Raw genomic sequence first — 19194 nt, 5'->3', positions numbered from 1 at the left:
GCTGTTTGAGGAATAAAAGAGTTCGTCGCACGCTCTAGACGCCTGGTTAGCTAATTTTATATTCTTTTAAGTAGCTAAGTTGACATCATCACTCCTAATTCCCGATCTAACGCCAGTCCATCAGCTTTGCCGGCAAAGCCTCGCCTAGCGATTCCTTCGATCCCTGTGCTCCCAGTCACAAGCGATCGCTGCCTAGCTCTGTCAAGGTGCGATCAAACTCCAGCCCAGTCCGCGATGGTTACTGACGGGCAATTGTCAGCAGTTGTTTGTTGCTAATAACTAATGCGCCCATCAGTTAGAGCGCATTAGGAAATCAGCTATCTATTGATTGAAGGTAAAACGACCGTCAACTTTTTCTCCGTTAATATCCGCAGTCACTTTCACGGGATAACTTCCTGCATCTTTGCCGGGAAACACCACAGCGTAATGTTTGCCCTCAGCATCATACTTGAGAGCTAGGGTTTGCTGCTTTCCATTCGGCAACTGCACTTGAGCCGTCATTTTGGCGTTAGGAACTGGTTCCTTTTTCTCCCCTTTTTGCAAAAACACATCTAAATGAGTTCCGGTAGCTTCTTTTTCCGGTACAAACTCTAAATAGTAAGCTCCAGACTTTACAACTTGCCCCCCTTTAGTTGCTGTTGCAGGAGCAGTGGCGGGACTAGAAGACGCAGGTTGAGAGGCGACAGGAGGGGATGCTGCAGTGGTATTTGGATCGCTTGCTTGGTCGCCTTTACTGCAAGCTCCCAAAAACAGCAATCCGACACTACCTAGAATAACTAAGCTAGACTTGAGCGATTTCATTGGTTTGACTCCTTGTTGACGGACAATAATTAGAAAATATCACACATTAACTCTCTTCCCGTCTTCAATAAATGGCTGAGGTTTTTGAGATCGTAAAAATGTCCCAAATTGAGCATACAAAGCTGGCAAAACTAACAGAGTTAAGGCTGTAGAAGTAAATAACCCTCCTAAAACTACGACTGACAGCGGTTGCAAAATTTCCTTGCCCGCCCCACCTTCAAAGACTAAAGGTGCTAAACCCAAAGCTGAAGTTAAAGCCGTCATCAGGATGGCGTTGAGCCGTTCCATCGAGCCTTTAATAATTGCTTCCTTAAAAGGCATTCCCTCGGCAAATTTAGTGTTGTAGTTGTCTACTAATAACAAGCCGTTGCGGGTGGCAACGCCAAATAAAGTGACAAAGCCAACTAGGGAAGCTACAGAGATGATGCCACCAGTCAAAGCTACCGCAATTACTCCTCCCACTAAGCCGATCGGCAGATTAATCATAATCATAGCAGTTGAAGGAATTGACTTGACGGACAAGTACATCAATACTGTAATTACCAAAAAGGCGATCGCACTAAATATCATAATATTTTGCGAAGCTCTTTGTTCTGCTTCAAATTGACCGCCGTACTGGATAAAATAGCCAAAAGGCAACTCTACCTCTCGTTTGACTTTAGCTTGAATTTCATTCACAACCGATCGCAAATCCCTACCTTTAGCATTAGCCGCCGCCACAATCAACCGAGAAACATTCTCGCGGTTAATCGTATTTGGGCCAGTACCGTATTTGACAGTCGCAACTTGGGCGAGGGGAATCTTGTTGCCGCTTGGAGTATCAACCAACAAATTCTGAATAGTTTCTAGGTTTTTTCTGGCTTCAGGCTGCAACCAAACAACTAAGTCAAAAGTTTGTTGCACTTCCAAAACTTGAGAAACCACTTTGCCGTTTAAAGCTGTCTCAATTATTTCAGAAAGCTCTCCAATTTTCAAACCGTATCTACCCGCAGCTTGGCGGTTAAACTTAATTTGAATTTGTTGCACTGGCACCTGCGGTTCGAGTTGCAAATCCACAATTCCCTCAACTGTTTTCATTTGCTCTTCAACTTGGGCACCGATGCTGCGAAGTTGCTCCAAATCCGGGCCAAAGATTTTGACAGCAATCTGACTTCTGACACCAGATAAAACCTCATCCATCCGGTGAGAAATAAAACCGCCGATATTTGGTGCAACTCCCGGCAATTTAGCAAATTCCTGCCGCAGCGACTCCAAAGTTTTCGGTCTGTTTTTCATCCCTACCTCGCTCAAACCGATATCAATGTGAGCTAAATTGACTCCCGCAGCATCCGCATCTCCTGGAGCTCTGCCCGATCGCACTTGCACGTATTCAAACCTGGTATCATCCTTAAGTGCATCTTCAATAGCAAAAGCCGCGCTATCTGTTGTCTCCAAAGACACCCCCGGATAAAGCATAATAGTATTCACCAAAGTTTGCTCCTGAAACTCCGGCAAAAACACCCGTCCAAAGGATGGCAAAATAATTAATGCAGCCACCATGCTAGCAGCAGCTAAAGCTAAAATAATCCCCGAATAGCGCATTGACAATTTTATAAAAAAATGATATGTTTTCTTGCAAAATCTCGGCAACCAAGGTTCCTCAGAACTCATGCGTTTGGTAGGCAACAAGATAGCGCAAAGGGCCGGAGATATTAACAGCGATTCCAGGCTAGAAATCACCACAACTACCAAATAAGTAATCCCCATAGGCGTAAAAATCCGACCTTCTACACCGGGCAAAGTAAAAATAGGAGAAAACACAACAATCCCAATAACAGTCGCTCCAATTAACGAATCGCGCACCTCCTGACTGCCGTCAAAAATCACATCCATTACCGGGCGCGGATGCAGAGAAGACGTATTTTCTCTCAAATTGCGGTAGGTATTTTCGGCATAAACGATCGCATCGTCGATCGCAGTGCCGATCGCCACCGACAAACCCCCCAAAGTCATCGTATTCAGCCCCAGCCCCAGCCAATACATCGCTAGCAGCGCCAACAGCCAAGTTAGGAAAAAATCTAGCAAAACAACCGCCAGAGTGCGCCAATTCATCAAAAACGGGATGAGAATAAGGGTGACGATAATACTGCCTTCAACTAAAGCCGATCGCACATTTTCCACCGAGGAATTAATATATTCTTCCTGTCGAAAAGTCACAGTAACTTTAATATCTTTTGGCAGAGCTTGCTGCACCTCAGCCATTGCTGCCTCAACCGCTTTAGTTACCGTCGGAGTATCAGCAACTGGCTGTCTGTTTACCATCACAATCACAGCTTTTTTGCCGTTAAAACTGCCATCGCCCCGCTTGATTGCAGCACCAATCTTGACATCAGCCACATCACCAATTCTGACGGGTGTTCCGTGACGAGAGTCGATCGCCGATTGCTGCAAATCTTCCACAGACTCAATCCGCCCCACCCCCCGGATTAAAGTTTCTCGATCCGGCGTAATTAAATACCCCCCGGGCGCGTTAACATTCGCAGCCGCTGCCGCTTCAGCTACTTGCTGCAACGACACATTAAAAGCTTTCAATTTTGCAGGTTCTACTAATACTTGATACTGCCTTTCTTTGCCTCCGTAAGCCACGACTTGAGCAACCCCAGTCACTGCCAAAAGCCGATTTGTGACTTGCCAGTCAACCAGACGGCGCACTTCCATCAAAGGAGTAGTTTCTGATGTAAAAGCATAGGTAATAACAGTGCCCACAGGAGAAGTTGTGGGAGAAATTTGCGGTGTTTCTACTCCGGCGGGGAGTTTGCTTTGCGCTTGCTGCAACCGTTCTGTTATCAACTGGCGCGCTTGATAAATTTCAGTTCCCCAATCAAAGATTACCTTAACCGCAGAAAGGCCCACAGCGGAAGACGATCGCACTGCTGTTACCCCAGGAGTTCCGTTAATTGCACTTTCGATCGGCAGTGTTACCAAAGACTCGATTTCTTCCGGTGCCAGACCCGGTGCTTCCGTCTGAATTTCGACTTGCGGGGGTGCAAAAGGAGGGAAGACATCAAGGGACATTTGGGGGATGATAGAAAATGTCCACAGACTAACAATAATGGTGGCGACAACGACTAGCCAGCGGCGGTTAATTACCCATCTGAGAATAGTGCTGAACATTTAATAATTTGGGAATTGGGAATTGGGAATTGGGCATTGGGCCTTGATAAAAACAGCTATCCGTGTATCCGTGACTTCCGTGTCGTGCTGTTACTTTAAACTCTTGACTTCTGCCTCCTGACTTTTAACGCGATGGTTGTCATCCCGCAGTGACAATTCATCTACTGTACTCGCGTTTAATGTCGGTGCAGAGACAGAAAAATTATTGTTTCCAGAATCCGCTGCTAATGCTGGCAATTTGCGCCGATTTCCCCACAACACGCCGGCTGTGAAAGTTAGAAATGCGATCGCAACTCCTCCCCCTATTCCCGCCCACCATAAAGACACGGGTAAATTATTAAAATTAACCTCTGTTGCCTTTGGAGTTGCCTCTTTCTTTTCCTCGTCTTTTGAGGCCTTGCTGCCGCCCCGCAAAGATTGTGCGTAAAGTTGAGGTGCTCGCTGCGTTACTATCAAATCTCCCTCGAATAAACCCCTCTTCACTTCAACTAAATCTCCGGCCGTTTGACCGATTTCAATTTCAACCGCTTGATAAGCATTGCCATTTTGGACGTAAACAGTTTTTTTACCGCTAACATCCACTACCGCGGCACTCGGAATTGCTAAAATATTTGTGGCAGTTTTGTCTGTTAAAATCTCCAACTCAGCAAACAGTCCGGGCTTTAATTCGCCGTTAATATTATCTAGTTCTGCTTTCACCGGCACAACCCGCGTTTCTCCTTCCACGGATGACCCAATTAAGGCGATTTTTCCCTTGAAAGTGCGATCGGGTAAATTAGCGACTTTTACCCTGACTTCCTGACCCTGTTTTACTTTATTCAAGTCTTTTTCGTAAATATTGGCTGTGGCAAAAACGCGGCTGTCATTTAACAGACTCATCAACGGTTTTTCAGCGTTTACTGACTCGCCTGGGGTGATTTCGCGATCGGCTACCGTCCCGGAAATCGGAGCAACTACGGTAACGAGTCCTCGATCGTTGGCAACAGTTCCTAATTGTTGGAGCCGCGCTTGATAGGCTGCGTCAGCCAAGCGAATGCGCGACTGAGCGACTTCGACGGCAGTTTTGCCGCGTTTGACTTGGTTCTCGGCTTCTAGGACTTCCCGGCGGCTCTGAGCTCTGGTAAGTTGAGCTTTTGCTTCTGCTACTCTGCCTTGAGAATCGCGCAATTCCCGCATTGGGAGGTCTACTTCGGCTTGTTTAATTTCGGTTTGGGCTTTGATAACTTCAGGACGGCTTTTCGCCTTAGCAACAGTGGCTTTTGCTTCGGCGAAGTGGGCTTGCGATTCCAGCATTGTGCGCCGCGCGATCGCTCCTGATGCCGCTAATTCTTTGTCGCGATCGAACTGTTCTTTAGCAATAGTTAATTCTGTTTCTGCCCGCGCTATTTCGGCTTGCGCTATTTCAACTTGACGTTGATAGTTTTCTTGAGCGGCTTGCACAACGGAACGCTTGTTTACTAATTCTTGTTCTCGCTGGTACTGCTTAGTTAGCGCTGTCAATTGGGTTTGGGCTTGGGCGATTTCTGCTGCGGATATTTGAAGTTGGCGATCGTAATTTTCTCGTGCTAGTTTGAGATCGCCTTCCGCTTGCTGCAAATCTGCCTCAGCTTCGGCACGTTTCGACAGAGATTCAACCCGCAACTGTCCTAATTCTGAACTCGATAACACCGCCACGGGTTGACCTTTTGATACTTTGTCCCCAGGCTTAACCAGCAACTCTACTAATTTCCCAGCAACCGGAGCCGTAACTTCTACTTTTTCGTTGGGTAAAGTTTCAATTTGTCCTGTGGTTTTGACGCCGATATCTAGTCTCTTGCGGGCGGCAGGGGAGACTTTAATACCTAATCGTTTTGCTGTTTCGGCATCAACAGAAATAGCAGTAGGAGTTTGAGTTGTTTCGCCGCTATGGTGAAATTCATTTCCGTGGCCAGCGTGGGCAAAAACAGCGGCAGGAGAACTTAGCAAAATTAGGCTCAACAAACTTCCCGAAAAGCTGCTAATAATTGCCGGAGATAGAGCATATTTGTGAAATATCATCGTTGGCATTGTCCTTGAAATCAGGTTGAGTGCCACAGGTTTAGCAGTTGGTATTTTGCCAAGGTAAGTAAGTGATACCCATGAAGTAAAGTTACTTATTAGCATTTTCCAAGAAGCGACCGCTAAGCAATGACCAAGAGCTAGAAATGCTCTACTCAACCTAGTATTTCACGGTCAAATGAAATTAGGATGAAATTTCGCATCAGCAGCCCAGATGCCCACCAGATTCTAAAATACGAAGATAAGTTTCGCCTAATGACAAGCGATTGTGCTGTAGATTTTTTTCCGGTTTTTTTATCTCTGCGGGCGCTGCAATTTCTTTTGTCAATGCGCTCAGTAGCTCATCTACGGCTGCATTTGATTTATAAGTGCTGTTTAATTCCAAGGTATTCAATATCATAAACTACCCTCTCTATGTATATAGCTTTTTGCTGACCTATCTACTACTTTAGAGGTAGGGGAGTGCAATTGTCTACAGTATTCTTACGTAACTTTCTACTACTTTAGATGTAGGGCGGCTCAATTATCTACAGTAGGTATAGGTACTCTCAGGGAACTGAGGTGGAGTCAGACAAATGCTGACAGCCACAGTCGAGCAACATTACTTTGTCTACCAAGGTTGTCGCCACTTTTTCATTTGCTCAATTTCTTGCTTTGGTGAAGCAAGTATTTTCGGAACTCTTGAGCTACTGGGATTAATGTCACTCATTTTCAGGATTTGGTTCACGTTTGGTTGAGGTGAGCTAAATTACTGTTTGTACCAAGCTTGCCGCCACTGTTTCATTTGCTCAATTTCTTGCTTTTGCGAAGTCATAATTTCTTGAGACAATTTCTTCATTTCCGGGCGTTTTGACTTCTTCAAAGCATCTTCAGCCATCACTAAAGCTCCTTCGTGGTGAGGAATCATCGCATTGATAAATCGCAAGTCAAATTGGTCGTCAGCGGCGCCTAAATCCATGCTCATCATCATGCTTTGCATTTGTTCGGGAGTCATTGCCATCATGTGACCCATTTGAGCGTGATAAGCCATCGGGGTACTGCTGGCTTTGGGATACCAAGTTTTTCGCCACTCTTTCATTTGATTGATTTCGCGGTTTTGAGCAGCAATTATATTAGTGGCAAGTTTTTTCATTTCCGGGCGTTTTGATTTGTTAAGCACCTCTTTTGCCATGTTTACAGCACCTTGATGGTGTACTGTCATGCCATCAATAAATCGCAAATCGTAGTCGGCATCCGCAGGGCCTAAATCCATTGACATATCGTGATTCGTGCCATGATTCATGCCATGATTCATGCCACCGCCTTGTGCCAGGTTTTGCTTGTTGTTTGCTTCGGTTGCAGCCGTAACATTTGGGGCTGGAGTTTCGCTGGAAGGGGCTTTTGAACAAGCTGCAAGCACTCCGCTGGTTAAAGCGGCTGCGGCGGTCAATATCAGGGCTACAAAGCCTGTTTTTAATGAAATTGGTTTCATCGATTTTATATCCTTAAAACGGCCATTTATCTTCAGCTTTTCACATATAAATGAAATTAGGATGAAATTTTTGCCTCGGAATTGTAAAGAATTATTGCTGTGCCGTCGATCGCACTCAAATTTAAGATTTACAGAACTCACTTGAATCTAATTATGTAGAGTGCACAGTGCGTGCCTTACCCCTAGGGGTAGCGTGTCAAACCAGTTTTTTCATAATTCCTGATTTATTTTGCAATTCCCCTTGACTCTCCAGTCAACTGGAGACTTTACAATGGAGTTAATTCATTGATTGAGCGGAGTAGTTTCTGCTGAGGTTCAAATTATGACTTTACAGCTAAAAGTTCCTAAGATGGCTTGTTCTGCTTGTGCGACTACAATCACAAAAGCAGTCCAAGCCATTGACTCAGCCTCAACGGTTGAGGCGGATCTCAAGACAAAAGTGGTTACGATTCAAACCGCTAAGTCAGAAAGTGAAGTTAGGAAAGCGATCGCATCGGCGGGCTATCCAACTATTTAAAGATAAAGGGTAAATGTCTCATGGAGGATGGCATATATGGACAATCTCACACTTAAATTGCGGGGCATGAGTTGTGCTTCTTGTGCTTCCTCTATCGAACAAGCAATTCAATCTGTTCCCGGCGTAATTGAGTGTCATGTCAATTTTGGGATGGAACAAGCAACCATCCAATACGACTCCAAGCAAACCAACTTAGAAACAATTCAATCGGCGGTTGATGATGCGGGATACCAAGCTTTGCCACTTCAAGAAATGGCGGCGACAGAGGATGATTCCGAACAAGCCGATCGCAAATCTGAATCTCAAACCTTGCAGCGGAAACTCTGGACAGCAGGTATCATAAGCATCCTGCTGGTTGTGGGCGCTATTCCAGCGATGACCGGCTTGCACCTGCCATTTATTCCCGCATGGCTGCACAATTTTTGGCTGCAATTAGTGCTGACATCACCCGTACAATTTTGGTGCGGCAAATCGTTTTATGTAGGAGCTTGGAAATCCCTAAAACGGCGGGTGGCCACAATGGACACCTTGATTGCCTTGGGAACCAGTGCTGCTTACTTTTATTCTGTATTTGTGACCTTTTTTCCCGGTTTCTTGACGGCCCAAGGTTTGACTCCTAGCGTTTACTACGAAGTAGCCGCCAGCGTTATCGCCTTAATTTTGTTGGGGAAAACCCTAGAAAATCGGGCGAAGGGAGAGACTTCGGAGGCCATTCGCAAACTCATGGGTTTGCAAGCAAAAACTGCTCGGATAATTCGCAACGGGGAAGAGTTGGAAGTGCCGATCGCCCAAGTGGAAATTGGCGATGTCGTGCAGGTGCGGCCGGGAGAGCAAATCCCCGTAGACGGAGAGGTAATTGAGGGTGCTTCGACAGTAGACGAAGCAATGGTTACGGGAGAAAGTTTGCCTGTCAAAAAGCAGCTTGGCGACGAAGTTATCGGAGCCACAATTAACAAAACTGGCAGTTTCAAGTTTCGGGCGACAAGAGTTGGCAAAGATACATTTTTAGCTCAAATTGTCAAGATGGTGCAGGACGCACAGGGTTCAAAAGCACCGATTCAAAAGTTAGCAGACCAAGTGACTGGTTGGTTTGTACCCGCAGTAATTGCCGTCGCTTTAGCTACTTTTATTATCTGGTTTAACGCGACTGGAAACATCACTCTAGCCACAGTAACAATGGTGGAAGTGCTGATTATTGCCTGTCCGTGCGCTTTGGGTTTGGCGACTCCGACTGCTGTGATGGTGGGAACTGGTAAAGGTGCAGAAAATGGAATTTTAATTAAAGGAGCCGAGAGTTTAGAATTGGCTCACAAAATCCAAATTATCGTGTTAGATAAAACTGGGACTCTCACCGAAGGCAAGCCGACTGTAACTGATTTTGTGACAATTAGGGGAACGGCGAACAGCAATGAGTTAAAGTTGCTGCAATTGGCTGCGTCTGTAGAGCGAAATTCGGAGCATCCTTTGGGGGAAGCTGTTGTGAGGTACGCTCAATCTCAAGAGGTTAATTTGACGGATGTTAAGGACTTTGAGGCGATCGCGGGGAGTGGTGTTCGCGGGGTTGTAGGCGGAAAGTCGATCGCCCTGGGAACGCTGAGGTGGATGCAGGAACTAGGCTGCGATACTGAATATCTGGAACTGCGCGGGAGAGCTTTGGAAGCTGCGAGCAAAACGGTTGTTTGGATGGCTGTAGAGGGCAAAATAGAGGCAATTCTGGGGATTGCGGATGCCCTCAAACCGTCGTCAGCGCAGGCGGTGAAAGCGCTTCAAAAGCTCGGTTTGGAGGTGGCGATGCTGACGGGAGATAATCGCGCGACTGCGGAGTCGATCGCCCAATCCGTGGGCATTACTCGGGTTTTTGCCGAAGTTAGACCCGACCAAAAAGCAGCTCAAATTCAAGCCCTGCAAAGGGAAGGAAACATTGTGGCGATGGTGGGAGACGGGATTAACGACGCGCCGGCTTTGGCCTTAGCAGACGTGGGAATTGCGATCGGCACCGGCACAGATGTGGCGATCGCAGCCAGCGACATTACCTTAATTTCAGGAGATTTGCAAGGCATAGTTACAGCAATTAAACTTTCCCGCGCCACCATGCGGAACATCCGCGAAAATCTGTTTTTTGCGTTTATTTATAACATCGCTGGAATACCGATTGCCGCTGGCATTTTGTTCCCCATTTTTGGCTGGCTGCTCAATCCAATTATCGCCGGTGCAGCAATGGCTTTCAGTTCAGTCTCTGTACTTACTAATGCTTTGCGCTTGCGGAATTTTCAAGCCAAATCTAGTGCATAAATTTGGAGGAATGAGAAAAATGTTACACCATCGTCAAATTTGGGGAAGTCTCGCGAGTTTAGGACTTGTGATGGGAATGGCATCGGGAGTTCAAGCTTCCGAAATGTCCGTCCAGCATTCTACTTCAACGACTCAATTCCGCAGCATTGAACAGCCACTAGGTTTAAAAGTTGGCGTAACAATAGGTGGTTTGACATTAATAGGTTTGGAATTGTGGTGGTTTTTGTTCAGTAAAGCTAAAGGGCAGAAAGCTGAATATATTCAGGGGATACAAGAGTTGACTATTACTGTAGACGGGGGTTATGAGCCGGCCACTGTAGTTGTGAAAGCGGGTCAATTAGTCCGGCTCAATTTCTTGAGGCGCGACCCCAATAGTTGTCTTGAAAAAGTGTTGTTACCAGATTTCCACATTGTGCGAGAATTACCTCTAAATCAGGTAACTGCCGTTGAATTCACCCCTCAAAAACCTGGACGATACCTATTTACTTGCGGCATGAATATGTTTAGGGGTGTGGTGGAAGTACAAAGCTAAATCAAATAGACAGTTATCAACCTGCGGCAATGGCGACGGTTGAGGCGCGAGTTTTTTCAGCAAGAAATCGCTAAAATAGATGAAAGCTTAAAAAATTTGGAGTGAGCTAAATGCAACTACTACACACGATGCTCCGAGTCGGCAACCTGGAAGAGTCTCTCAAATTTTACACCGAGGTTCTGGGTATGAAATTGCTGCGAAAAAAGGACTATCCAGACGGTAAATTTACTCTGGCTTTTGTTGGCTACGGCGAGGAATCAGACACTACAGTTTTGGAATTAACATACAACTGGGGCGTCACAGAGTACAATTTGGGTGATGCTTACGGTCATATTGCGATCGGCGTTGACGACATTTACGGTACTTGCGAAGAAATTAAAGCCCGCGGCGGTAAAGTTAGTCGCGAACCGGGCCCGATGAAGCACGGTTCAACAGTCATCGCTTTTGTGCAAGATCCAGATGGATATAAAGTTGAATTAATTCAACTGGAAAATCAAGGTAGCAACACCCATAAAGTAGCAGCAACAACCGCATCCTAACTTTCTTAAGAGGGGGAAGGGGAAGGAAAAACTATCTTCCCTCTTCCGTTTTCCTTTGGACAACAGTCGTACCCACAACTGTCAACTGTCAACTGTCAACTGTCAACTGAAACTTTTAATTCGATCGCACCGACGGGACAAACTGCTGCAAATAAATTTTTTGCCACAATATAGAAAAACTGCTCCCTATTTGGCTTAAGCTATCAAATTTTGGAATTAATTTAGATTCTCGGCGCTGGTCTAAAGCAGCTATCCCAGAAAAAAATACAGATAATACTAACAAAAATACTACTATCACACTAAATAAAATAGTCCAATAAACTAGAAATTCGCTTGTGTAGCTGACCCCGAATATCCAGTTAATCACTAAATCCGATAAATACAAAAACAGCCCTACTGAAAACCCCACCCTGAATAATAGCCACGTCCACTTAAACATATCTGTTGCAGTCTTGCTATTTTTGGACGCAGAAAGTTCTAACTCTCTAATTTGGCTGTTAATATTTGAGGTGATTTCATACAAAGTATACTGCAAAGCATCTCTGATATAATTGAGTTCATTGTCCAGGTTTATGCACTGCTCGGATGTACTTTTATCCAAGCTCAGGTTTTGGATTTGTTTGCGGTGCGCCGCCAGTTTATTGTCTAGAGTGTAATCCCATTTTTCCAGCCGATCTACAGTCAAATATAAAAGTTCCTTATTAGCATCTAACAAGCTCTGGCAATTTATGATTGACTTAACTAACTTGCTGAGATTGTTGATATACTCCTCTAGAGTATTTTGGGATTCCCTTTGTTTAGCTGACAATAAACTTGCGAGTTCGACATCCCGATCGCCACACAGCGACAAAGCCTCACCATACAAGTCGTCAATTTCCATTTTACCGAAATACAGAGACGCTTTGTACTCTTCTATTTCGGGAAGAGTCAGACATTCTAAGGGCTGATATTTTACATTAAATTTATATACAAGCGCTGTCATAATCTGCGCCGATTTTCGGTCTAGGTTATCTTTGTAAGGTTCTAAAATAATTGTAGCTAGATTTTTGACTTTCGCTTCCGGGTGGTGCAGGAACTCAAAAATTTTGGCAAGTATTTTAGAGAATTCCCAGTCATTAAAATTATTTTCTGCAACTTCCAAAAAGTTTGTTACCGCTGCATCGTTTTCAGCATTCAATTTGTACGGGCCCGTAAGTGCGATCGCAGCAAATACTCGATCGATCCAAAACAGATATTCTTCGCAATCCATTGGCAGAATGGGCAGCAGCCAGCTAGGGCCGTACACCCAAAAATCGAGACAATTCTCATATTCCTTGTGGCTGTCATGTCTGCTGCTGTCACCTAAAGCAAATTTGTTGCTTGCTAATAGTTGAATTTGCTCTTCTACAACCCGTCGCTCAATTTCCTCTGCATTGATTGTGGAATTGACAGCACCTTCCTTGCCTTGCCCTTGCCCTGCTTCATCCAACCAAATTGACTTAATACTAACAGCCCCAGACCACCGAATTAAAGGAGTCACTCCCCCTCGCGCTTCCTGTTCTAACGCCGCCAGCAGATTTTTGCTAAAATCACTTGCTCTAGCTTCTCTCTCACTTGATATCAGCCCCTCTCGTACCTTCCCCAATGCCTGAATTGCCAAAGCGCGAAACAGCAAATTCGGATGCGGTTTTCTGACGGCTTGCGGTATATTTTCTCTGAATATTCCGCTGTTGGGTACGCCCAAAACTTCAGCAAAAGGCTCGATGCCGCACTGTTGCAGGAATTTTTCAACTAGGTTTATTCTTTGCCAAGGTTGAGTATATTTAGTGAGAAGGAAGATTAGTGCTGTGCCGCTGCACCCCCTTGACTCAGGGATGTTAGTGCGATCGAGTTTCCACACATTGCTCGTCATAATTTGTCGCGATGACAATTACTATATCTTGACGCTGTTGTTTGATGCTCACTTCAATTTTACATCTACTGCTGCTTTTTGTCAATATTCTTCCTGGACGCATAGGGAATTTGAAACCCGGTTTCACGAGGAAGTTTATTATAACTCAAGCCTAGATTTTCCCTATAAAGCTAGTTAATAAAAGCCAATATGAACCCCGAACTAAATATATTATTTAGCAATAATTGGTCAAATGTCCAAAGTATAGGTTGGGCAACGAAACCCAACCTAATATAGTTATTTTTTGGTTGGGGCTTTTAATATTTTGTCGCTTACCATTTGATCAACGATTAAGTCGCTGATAATTTGAGCTCCGTGGGAGGTAAAGTGCAAGCCGTCATTATTTTTAACATAGCCTCGCTTACCCGATTTATTAGCAACTACTGGAACAAATTTTCCTGCTTGTGCAAATGTCTCCCAAGTAGAAATAAAGTCGATTTTGGATGAAGATTTGCTGGCATTTTTATAAATATCGTTCATGATGGGAAAAGCTTTTAGATACGAAGATTTGTTAGGGATCGATTGACCGACCCAATACACTTTTCTGACGGATGACGAATCCAGTAACTTGGCATATCTTTCAACTCTTTCTTGATAAGCTTTTTGCCATTCCTTGGTCAGGACAGCGCGGCCTTTTCCTTGAGAATCAATAATATTTTGACGGTCATTTGCTCCGAACAAAACTATCACTACATCCGGCTGGTAATTATTAAAAATTTGGCTAGTTCTGGCATACCAATCATAATAATCTATCCGATTTAATCCAGTCGAGACCTTATAGTCTATTTTGGTATCGGCGATATTGTATTTTTTCTTAAGAGTGTACTGGAGTTGAATTCCTAAGTCGAACATTACGGAATCTCCAATAAATAAAAATTTGCGATAAGGTATGGTCAGTTTGGGTTTAGCTGGAGTTGGTTTTTTAGCAGTAGCAGGCTTTGGGGGTTGAACGGCCGTTTTTGTTTCGGTTTTGACAGGAGGAAGTTCTGATTCTTTGGGGATGGTATCGAAGTTAATATCTTTAATTTTGCTCCAAAAATCTTGTTCGGATTTTCGGAAACCGTCTATTTCAATCTGGCGCGCGGCTTGTTTAATTTCTGGACTGGCGAAAGGAGTGGAAGCGAAGCTTTTCAGAAATAATGATAAATTGGAAAATATTAAAGTGAGAATGACAGAAGTAACAATTAGCAAAAATTCCCGGTCTTTCATATTTCTTAAAAATTAAAGTAAATAAAAGGCGGAACGGTACTTGGCCCCAACATCAAGATAGTATACACGAGCAGCGAAACTAAGACAACCCGAAAGAAAATGTTTTTTAATGACAATAGGGTTTGCAATAGTTGGGAGATGCGATCGCCCCACAAGTTGATCGCGCCAATGACTGCAATTACTAAATACAATTGCCAAAAGTTAAATTGAAAAGTTGCGACGGCAGGGTGGACAATTCCTTGAAAAAAAATCACCGCAGTTTCCCAGTTGGGAGTGCCGAAAAATACCCAGCTACAAGTAACAAAAGTAAATGTTAGCAGCCAACTGCAAAATTTAGCAAATCGGGGAAAGGCATAGTCTAATTTAAAGTGGATAGCTTGGGGGATATCTTTACATAAATGGTTGATAATTAATCCTAAACCGTGAATTGCTCCCCAGAAAACAAAGTTTAAACCTGCGCCGTGCCACAATCCACCGATCGCCATTGTCATCAGTAAATTTACGTACTTCCTCAACTTGCCATATTTGTTGCCGCCAAAGGGAAAGTAAACGTAATCCCTCAGCCACTCGGAAAGACTGATGTGCCACCTTTTCCAAAATTCTTGCAGGCTGAGCGATCGGTATGGCATATTAAAGTTAGCAATGGGTTTAAAACCCAGCAAACACGAGATGCCGTTGGCTAAATCCGAGTAGCCGCTGAAATCTACGTAAATTAGACAGGAATAGGAAATTGCCGCCAGGATTAAATCAATGCTGCTGTACTGCTGGGGGACTTTGAATGGCAAGTCAGTGAAGTTAAACAAAAAGCTGGCTAAAGTATATTTTTTGAAGAGTCCAGACAAAATCAAAACTATAACTTCTTCAATTTTATAGTCGTATTTTTCCTGTGAATTTAGCTGCCAGTAAAATTCGCGAGCTCGCGAGATTGGCCCGGAGGCAATTTGCGGAAAGTAGGTAATGTAGGCGGCATAGTCTACAAATTTCGGGCAAGGGATTTTTTGCTGGTAGCAGTCGATTAAATGAGAAATCATTCTAAAAGTGTAGAACGACACGCCGACGGGGGCGATTATTTGCAAAACTGGAAAGTTGGCTGGAATTTGTAGCTGGTTCAGTACCTCAAATAAAGAAGTTACAAAGAAGTTGCAATATTTAAAGATGCCGAGATAGCCAATGTTGAAAATTAGACCGGAGATTAAAGCAATTTTTTTATACTTACTCTTGCAGAGAACCCGGAGAATGATATAATTGTAGACTGTAGAGAAAATGAGGAGCAAGAGAAAGTCAAAACTCCAAAACGAATAAAATAATAAACTCGCAACTAACAAGACAATTTTATACAAATCGACTTGGGGTTTCACAGAGACGATCAGGCTAAAAATAATTAGGAAAAAAACTAGAAATTGGTAAGTGGGAAATAGCATAAGTCTCAGCCGATAAAAAATCTTGTTTCTGGCAATATTTTTATAAGTACGGCTAGCGAACCTATCCCCAAGGGTATCGCCAGAGTCGGTCTGAACGCACCAAATTTCGGGGTGGATTGCGGAGTGTAAGCTTTTGCAACAGGTCAATTAGGTCACAACTTCCGCCTTAGTTAACCGCACTCATAAATTCATAATCCTGTTTAAAGATTATGATGGTTGTGAGACGATGTATTAACGGATAACAACAGGAATCCCCTTGATTGCGAGGAACCAACGTGCAGCCAACAGACCCTAGCAAATTTACAGATCAAGCCTGGGAAGCCATTGTCAAATCCCAGGATGTAGCCCGCCGCTTTGCCAATCAGCAGCTAGAGGTTGAACATTTAGCCATCGCCCTTCTCGAACAGCAAGGCCAGGCCAACAGCATTCTCAGCAAAGCTGGAGTCGATGCCCCCCGCTTGGCCCAGCAGTTAGATGCTTTTGCCAAACGACAGCCCAGAGTTGCCAACGCTGACCAACTATACCTCGGTCGCGGCTTAGAAGTGATGTTAGATGTTGCCGAGGCCACCAGGGCGACTTGGCAAGATAATTTTATCGCCGTTGAACATTTATTAATTGGCTTAGTAGAAGACGAACGAGTCGGTCGCAGGTTGCTGACAAAAGGCGACGGGCCGCCGGGCCGCCCCGGTTACGATCGCAAACCCCCAGCCGGTACACTCGATCGACCAAAACTCGAAGAAGCAATCAAATCTTTCCGCGCCACTGCTAAAGCCCAAGAAAAAAATTCCGAAACGAAAGGCAGCCGCAGCAACGCTAAAGCCCAAGATCAAGATGGCGAAGCTAACTCCGACGCCCTCAGCAAGTACGGCCGCGATTTGACAGAAGCCGCCAAAGCCGGCAAACTCGACCCAGTAATCGGCCGCGACGAGGAAATCCGCCGCGTGGTACAAGTTCTTTCCCGTCGTCAAAAAAACAATCCAGTGTTAATTGGCGATCCCGGAGTCGGAAAAACTGCGATCGCCGAAGGTTTAGCCCAGCGAATTGTCAACGGTGACGTACCGGAATCTTTGAAAAATCGCCAGCTATTTAGCCTCGACATGGGCAGTTTAATTGCTGGGGCAAAATTCCGGGGCGAATTTGAAGAACGATTGCGGTCTGTCCTGCGGGAAGTCATCGATTCCGACGGGCAAATTGTCCTATTTATTGACGAATTGCACACGGTTGTCGGCACCGGCGGCGGTGGCAGTTCCGGTTCGGGAATGGATGCGGGAAATTTGTTAAAACCAATGTTGGCGAGAGGCGAATTGCGCTGCATCGGCGCTACAACTCTCGACGAATTCCGCAAGAATATTGAAAAAGATCCTGCACTAGAACGCCGATTTCAACAAGTATTTGTCGGCGAACCCAGCGTTGAGGATACTGTTTCGATTTTGCGCGGATTGAAAGACCGTTACGAACGCCACCACGGGGTAAAAATTACTGATTCGGCCCTGGTAGCTGCTGCAACTTTGTCTTTCCGCTATATTTCCGATCGCTTTTTGCCGGACAAGGCGATCGACCTCGTAGATGAAGCGGCCGCCCACTTGAAAATGGAGATTACCTCTAAACCTGTGGAATTGGAAGGCATTGACCGCCGCGTGATGCAGTTGGAAATGGAAAAATTGTCGATCGAAGGCGAAGGAAAAGGTGCTCTCGCCCCTGGGCTCGGCTTCCGCGTCGAACGCATCACATCTGAGATTGACATTTTAAAAGTCAAGCAGGAAAAATTGTCCTCTCAGTGGTTGGGCGAAAAGCAGTTGTTGGATGCAATCAATAAATTGAAAGCAGAAGAAGACCAATTGCGAGTGCAAATCGAACAAGCAGAAAGGGCTTACGATTTGAATAAAGCCGCCCAGTTAAAGTACGGCAAGCTGGAAACTGCCGTGCGCGATCGCGAAGCGAAAGAAGCGGAACTGTTGAAACAGCAAGCTCAAGGTTCTTCCCTGCTGCGCGAAAAAGTTACTGAGGGCGATATTGCGGAAATTGTCGCTAAATGGACAGGGATTCCGGTTAACCGGTTGTTAGAATCGGAACGCCAAAAATTGCTGCAATTGGAAAAACACTTGCACCAAAAAGTCATCGGTCAAGAGGAAGCTGTAACAGCCGTGGCGGCGGCAATTCGGCGCGCTAGGGCGGGCATGAAAGACCCCGGAAGACCGATCGGCTCTTTCTTGTTTATGGGCCCCACAGGCGTCGGCAAAACTGAGTTAGCGCGGGCGTTGGCGGAGTTTTTGTTTGACAGCGATGATGCGATCGTCCGCATCGATATGTCGGAATACATGGAGAAGCACAGCGTTTCCCGGTTGGTAGGAGCTCCTCCGGGATACGTCGGTTACGATGAAGGGGGACAACTTTCCGAAGCAGTGCGGAGACATCCTTATTCGGTAGTGCTGTTTGACGAAGTGGAAAAAGCGCACCCCGACGTATTTAACATTTTGCTGCAAGTGTTGGATGACGGCAGAATTACCGATTCTCAAGGTCGAGTGGTTGACTTTAGAAATACCGTAATTGTGATGACTAGCAATATCGGCAGCGACCACATTTTAGACGTGTTTACTAAGAAGGAAAAAACCGTCAAAAAACCTGCTACTCGCAAGCAGGAAACGAAAGATTTGTCAAGCCAAAAGACAGATTATAAAGTGGCTGCCGACGGTACTGTTGAGGTGTCGGCCCACCGAGTCGATACTGCCGAGAAGAGTGAAAATGAAAATTTATTGACTCAAGAACGGGAGACAGACCAAGAGTACGAACAGATGTTAAAACGGGTGATGACAGCCCTGCGATCGCACTTCCGGCCCGAATTTCTCAATCGGGTGGACGAGATAATTTTGTTCCACACTTTGAGCAAGACGGAACTGCGGCAAATAGTCAGCATTCAAGTGAAGCGGATCGAGCGTTTGTTGGCCGAGCAAAAAATTACTTTGGAACTGTCAGATGCGGCGAAAAACCATATCACAGATGTCGGTTACGACCCGGTTTACGGCGCTCGTCCCTTGAAACGCGCCATCCAGCGGGAGCTGGAAAACCCGCTGGCAAACAAGATTCTGGAAAATGCGTTTGTGGAGGGCGATACAATTGCGATCGACTGTGAAAATAACACTTTGCAATTTCGCAAAAAAGATTCTCGCCCAGCGCTGACAGGTAACAGTTTGTAGTTGCCGAACAGCTAGGAACAGGCAAGATGCCTGTTCCACAAACAATCAATTCTCTTGTGGAACAGGCATCTTGCCTGTTATTGAAAATTAGGAACAGG

13 protein-coding genes are annotated in these 19194 nt (G+C 45.1%); 5 read left to right on the top strand and 8 right to left on the bottom strand.

All coding sequences use genetic code 11. The features are described 5' to 3' along the window. Nucleotides 1–321: 321 nt before the first annotated feature. From QUB14_RS09165 to QUB14_RS09145, 5 genes are all read right to left on the bottom strand, one after another. Nucleotides 322–801, bottom strand: coding sequence for a hypothetical protein (locus QUB14_RS09165; protein WP_333216275.1), 480 nt, complete (start codon nucleotides 799–801; stop codon nucleotides 322–324). Nucleotides 802–840: 39 nt separating this feature from the next. After that, complete coding sequence (locus QUB14_RS09160; RefSeq protein ID WP_333216273.1) at nucleotides 841–3954, bottom strand: efflux RND transporter permease subunit; 3114 nt, start codon at nucleotides 3952–3954, stop codon at nucleotides 841–843. Between the two features lie 90 nt (nucleotides 3955–4044). Next, a complete protein-coding gene (locus tag QUB14_RS09155; protein WP_445251825.1) occupies nucleotides 4045–6000 on the bottom strand; it encodes an efflux RND transporter periplasmic adaptor subunit in 1956 nt (651 codons plus the stop codon). Between the two features lie 193 nt (nucleotides 6001–6193). Then, nucleotides 6194–6391, bottom strand: coding sequence for a hypothetical protein (locus tag QUB14_RS09150; RefSeq protein ID WP_333216271.1), 198 nt, complete (start codon nucleotides 6389–6391; stop codon nucleotides 6194–6196). Nucleotides 6392–6739: 348 nt separating this feature from the next. Further along, entirely contained in the window at nucleotides 6740–7462 is a 723-nt protein-coding gene (locus tag QUB14_RS09145; protein WP_333216269.1) for a DUF305 domain-containing protein, read from the bottom strand. Between the two features lie 322 nt (nucleotides 7463–7784). Between QUB14_RS09145 and QUB14_RS09140 the strand changes: the two genes are divergently transcribed. The 4 genes from QUB14_RS09140 (at nucleotide 7785) to gloA (ending at nucleotide 11342) form a co-directional block, all read left to right on the top strand. Continuing rightward, a complete protein-coding gene (locus QUB14_RS09140; RefSeq protein WP_333216267.1) occupies nucleotides 7785–7979 on the top strand; it encodes a heavy-metal-associated domain-containing protein in 195 nt (64 codons plus the stop codon). Between the two features lie 36 nt (nucleotides 7980–8015). Continuing rightward, nucleotides 8016–10271 (top strand): heavy metal translocating P-type ATPase, encoded by a 2256-nt coding sequence (locus QUB14_RS09135; RefSeq protein ID WP_333216265.1) that lies wholly within the window; start codon nucleotides 8016–8018, stop codon nucleotides 10269–10271. Between the two features lie 19 nt (nucleotides 10272–10290). Continuing rightward, complete coding sequence (locus QUB14_RS09130; RefSeq protein WP_333216263.1) at nucleotides 10291–10803, top strand: cupredoxin domain-containing protein; 513 nt, start codon at nucleotides 10291–10293, stop codon at nucleotides 10801–10803. Nucleotides 10804–10913: 110 nt separating this feature from the next. Next, the gene (gloA, locus tag QUB14_RS09125; protein WP_333216261.1) at nucleotides 10914–11342 is read left to right on the top strand and encodes a lactoylglutathione lyase; all 429 of its coding nucleotides are present in this window, start codon (nucleotides 10914–10916) and stop codon (nucleotides 11340–11342) included. 115 nt (nucleotides 11343–11457) lie between these two features. Here the strand turns inward: gloA and QUB14_RS09120 are convergent, their stop codons facing one another. The 3 genes from QUB14_RS09120 to QUB14_RS09110 form a co-directional block, all read right to left on the bottom strand. Beyond that, on the bottom strand, nucleotides 11458–13233 hold the full coding sequence (locus QUB14_RS09120) for a hypothetical protein (protein ID WP_333216259.1): 1776 nt from the start codon (nucleotides 13231–13233) through the stop codon (nucleotides 11458–11460). Between the two features lie 276 nt (nucleotides 13234–13509). Further along, on the bottom strand, nucleotides 13510–14481 hold the full coding sequence (locus QUB14_RS09115) for a DUF459 domain-containing protein (RefSeq protein ID WP_333216257.1): 972 nt from the start codon (nucleotides 14479–14481) through the stop codon (nucleotides 13510–13512). Between the two features lie 5 nt (nucleotides 14482–14486). Next, nucleotides 14487–15902, bottom strand: a complete 1416-nt coding sequence (locus QUB14_RS09110) for an MBOAT family O-acyltransferase (RefSeq protein ID WP_333297158.1) — start codon at nucleotides 15900–15902, stop codon at nucleotides 14487–14489. A gap of 275 nt (nucleotides 15903–16177) precedes the next feature. Between QUB14_RS09110 and QUB14_RS09105 the strand changes: the two genes are divergently transcribed. Next, the gene (locus QUB14_RS09105; protein WP_333216253.1) at nucleotides 16178–19096 is read left to right on the top strand and encodes an AAA family ATPase; all 2919 of its coding nucleotides are present in this window, start codon (nucleotides 16178–16180) and stop codon (nucleotides 19094–19096) included. Nucleotides 19097–19194: the final 98 nt, after the last annotated feature.

It is taken from the genome of Microcoleus sp. B3-D2 (assembly GCF_036705345.1).
Taxonomy (GTDB): Bacteria; Cyanobacteriota; Cyanobacteriia; order Cyanobacteriales; family Microcoleaceae; genus Microcoleus.
The sequence above is the reverse complement of the archived record's forward strand: the minus strand, read 5'-3'. Positions and strand labels throughout refer to the sequence as shown.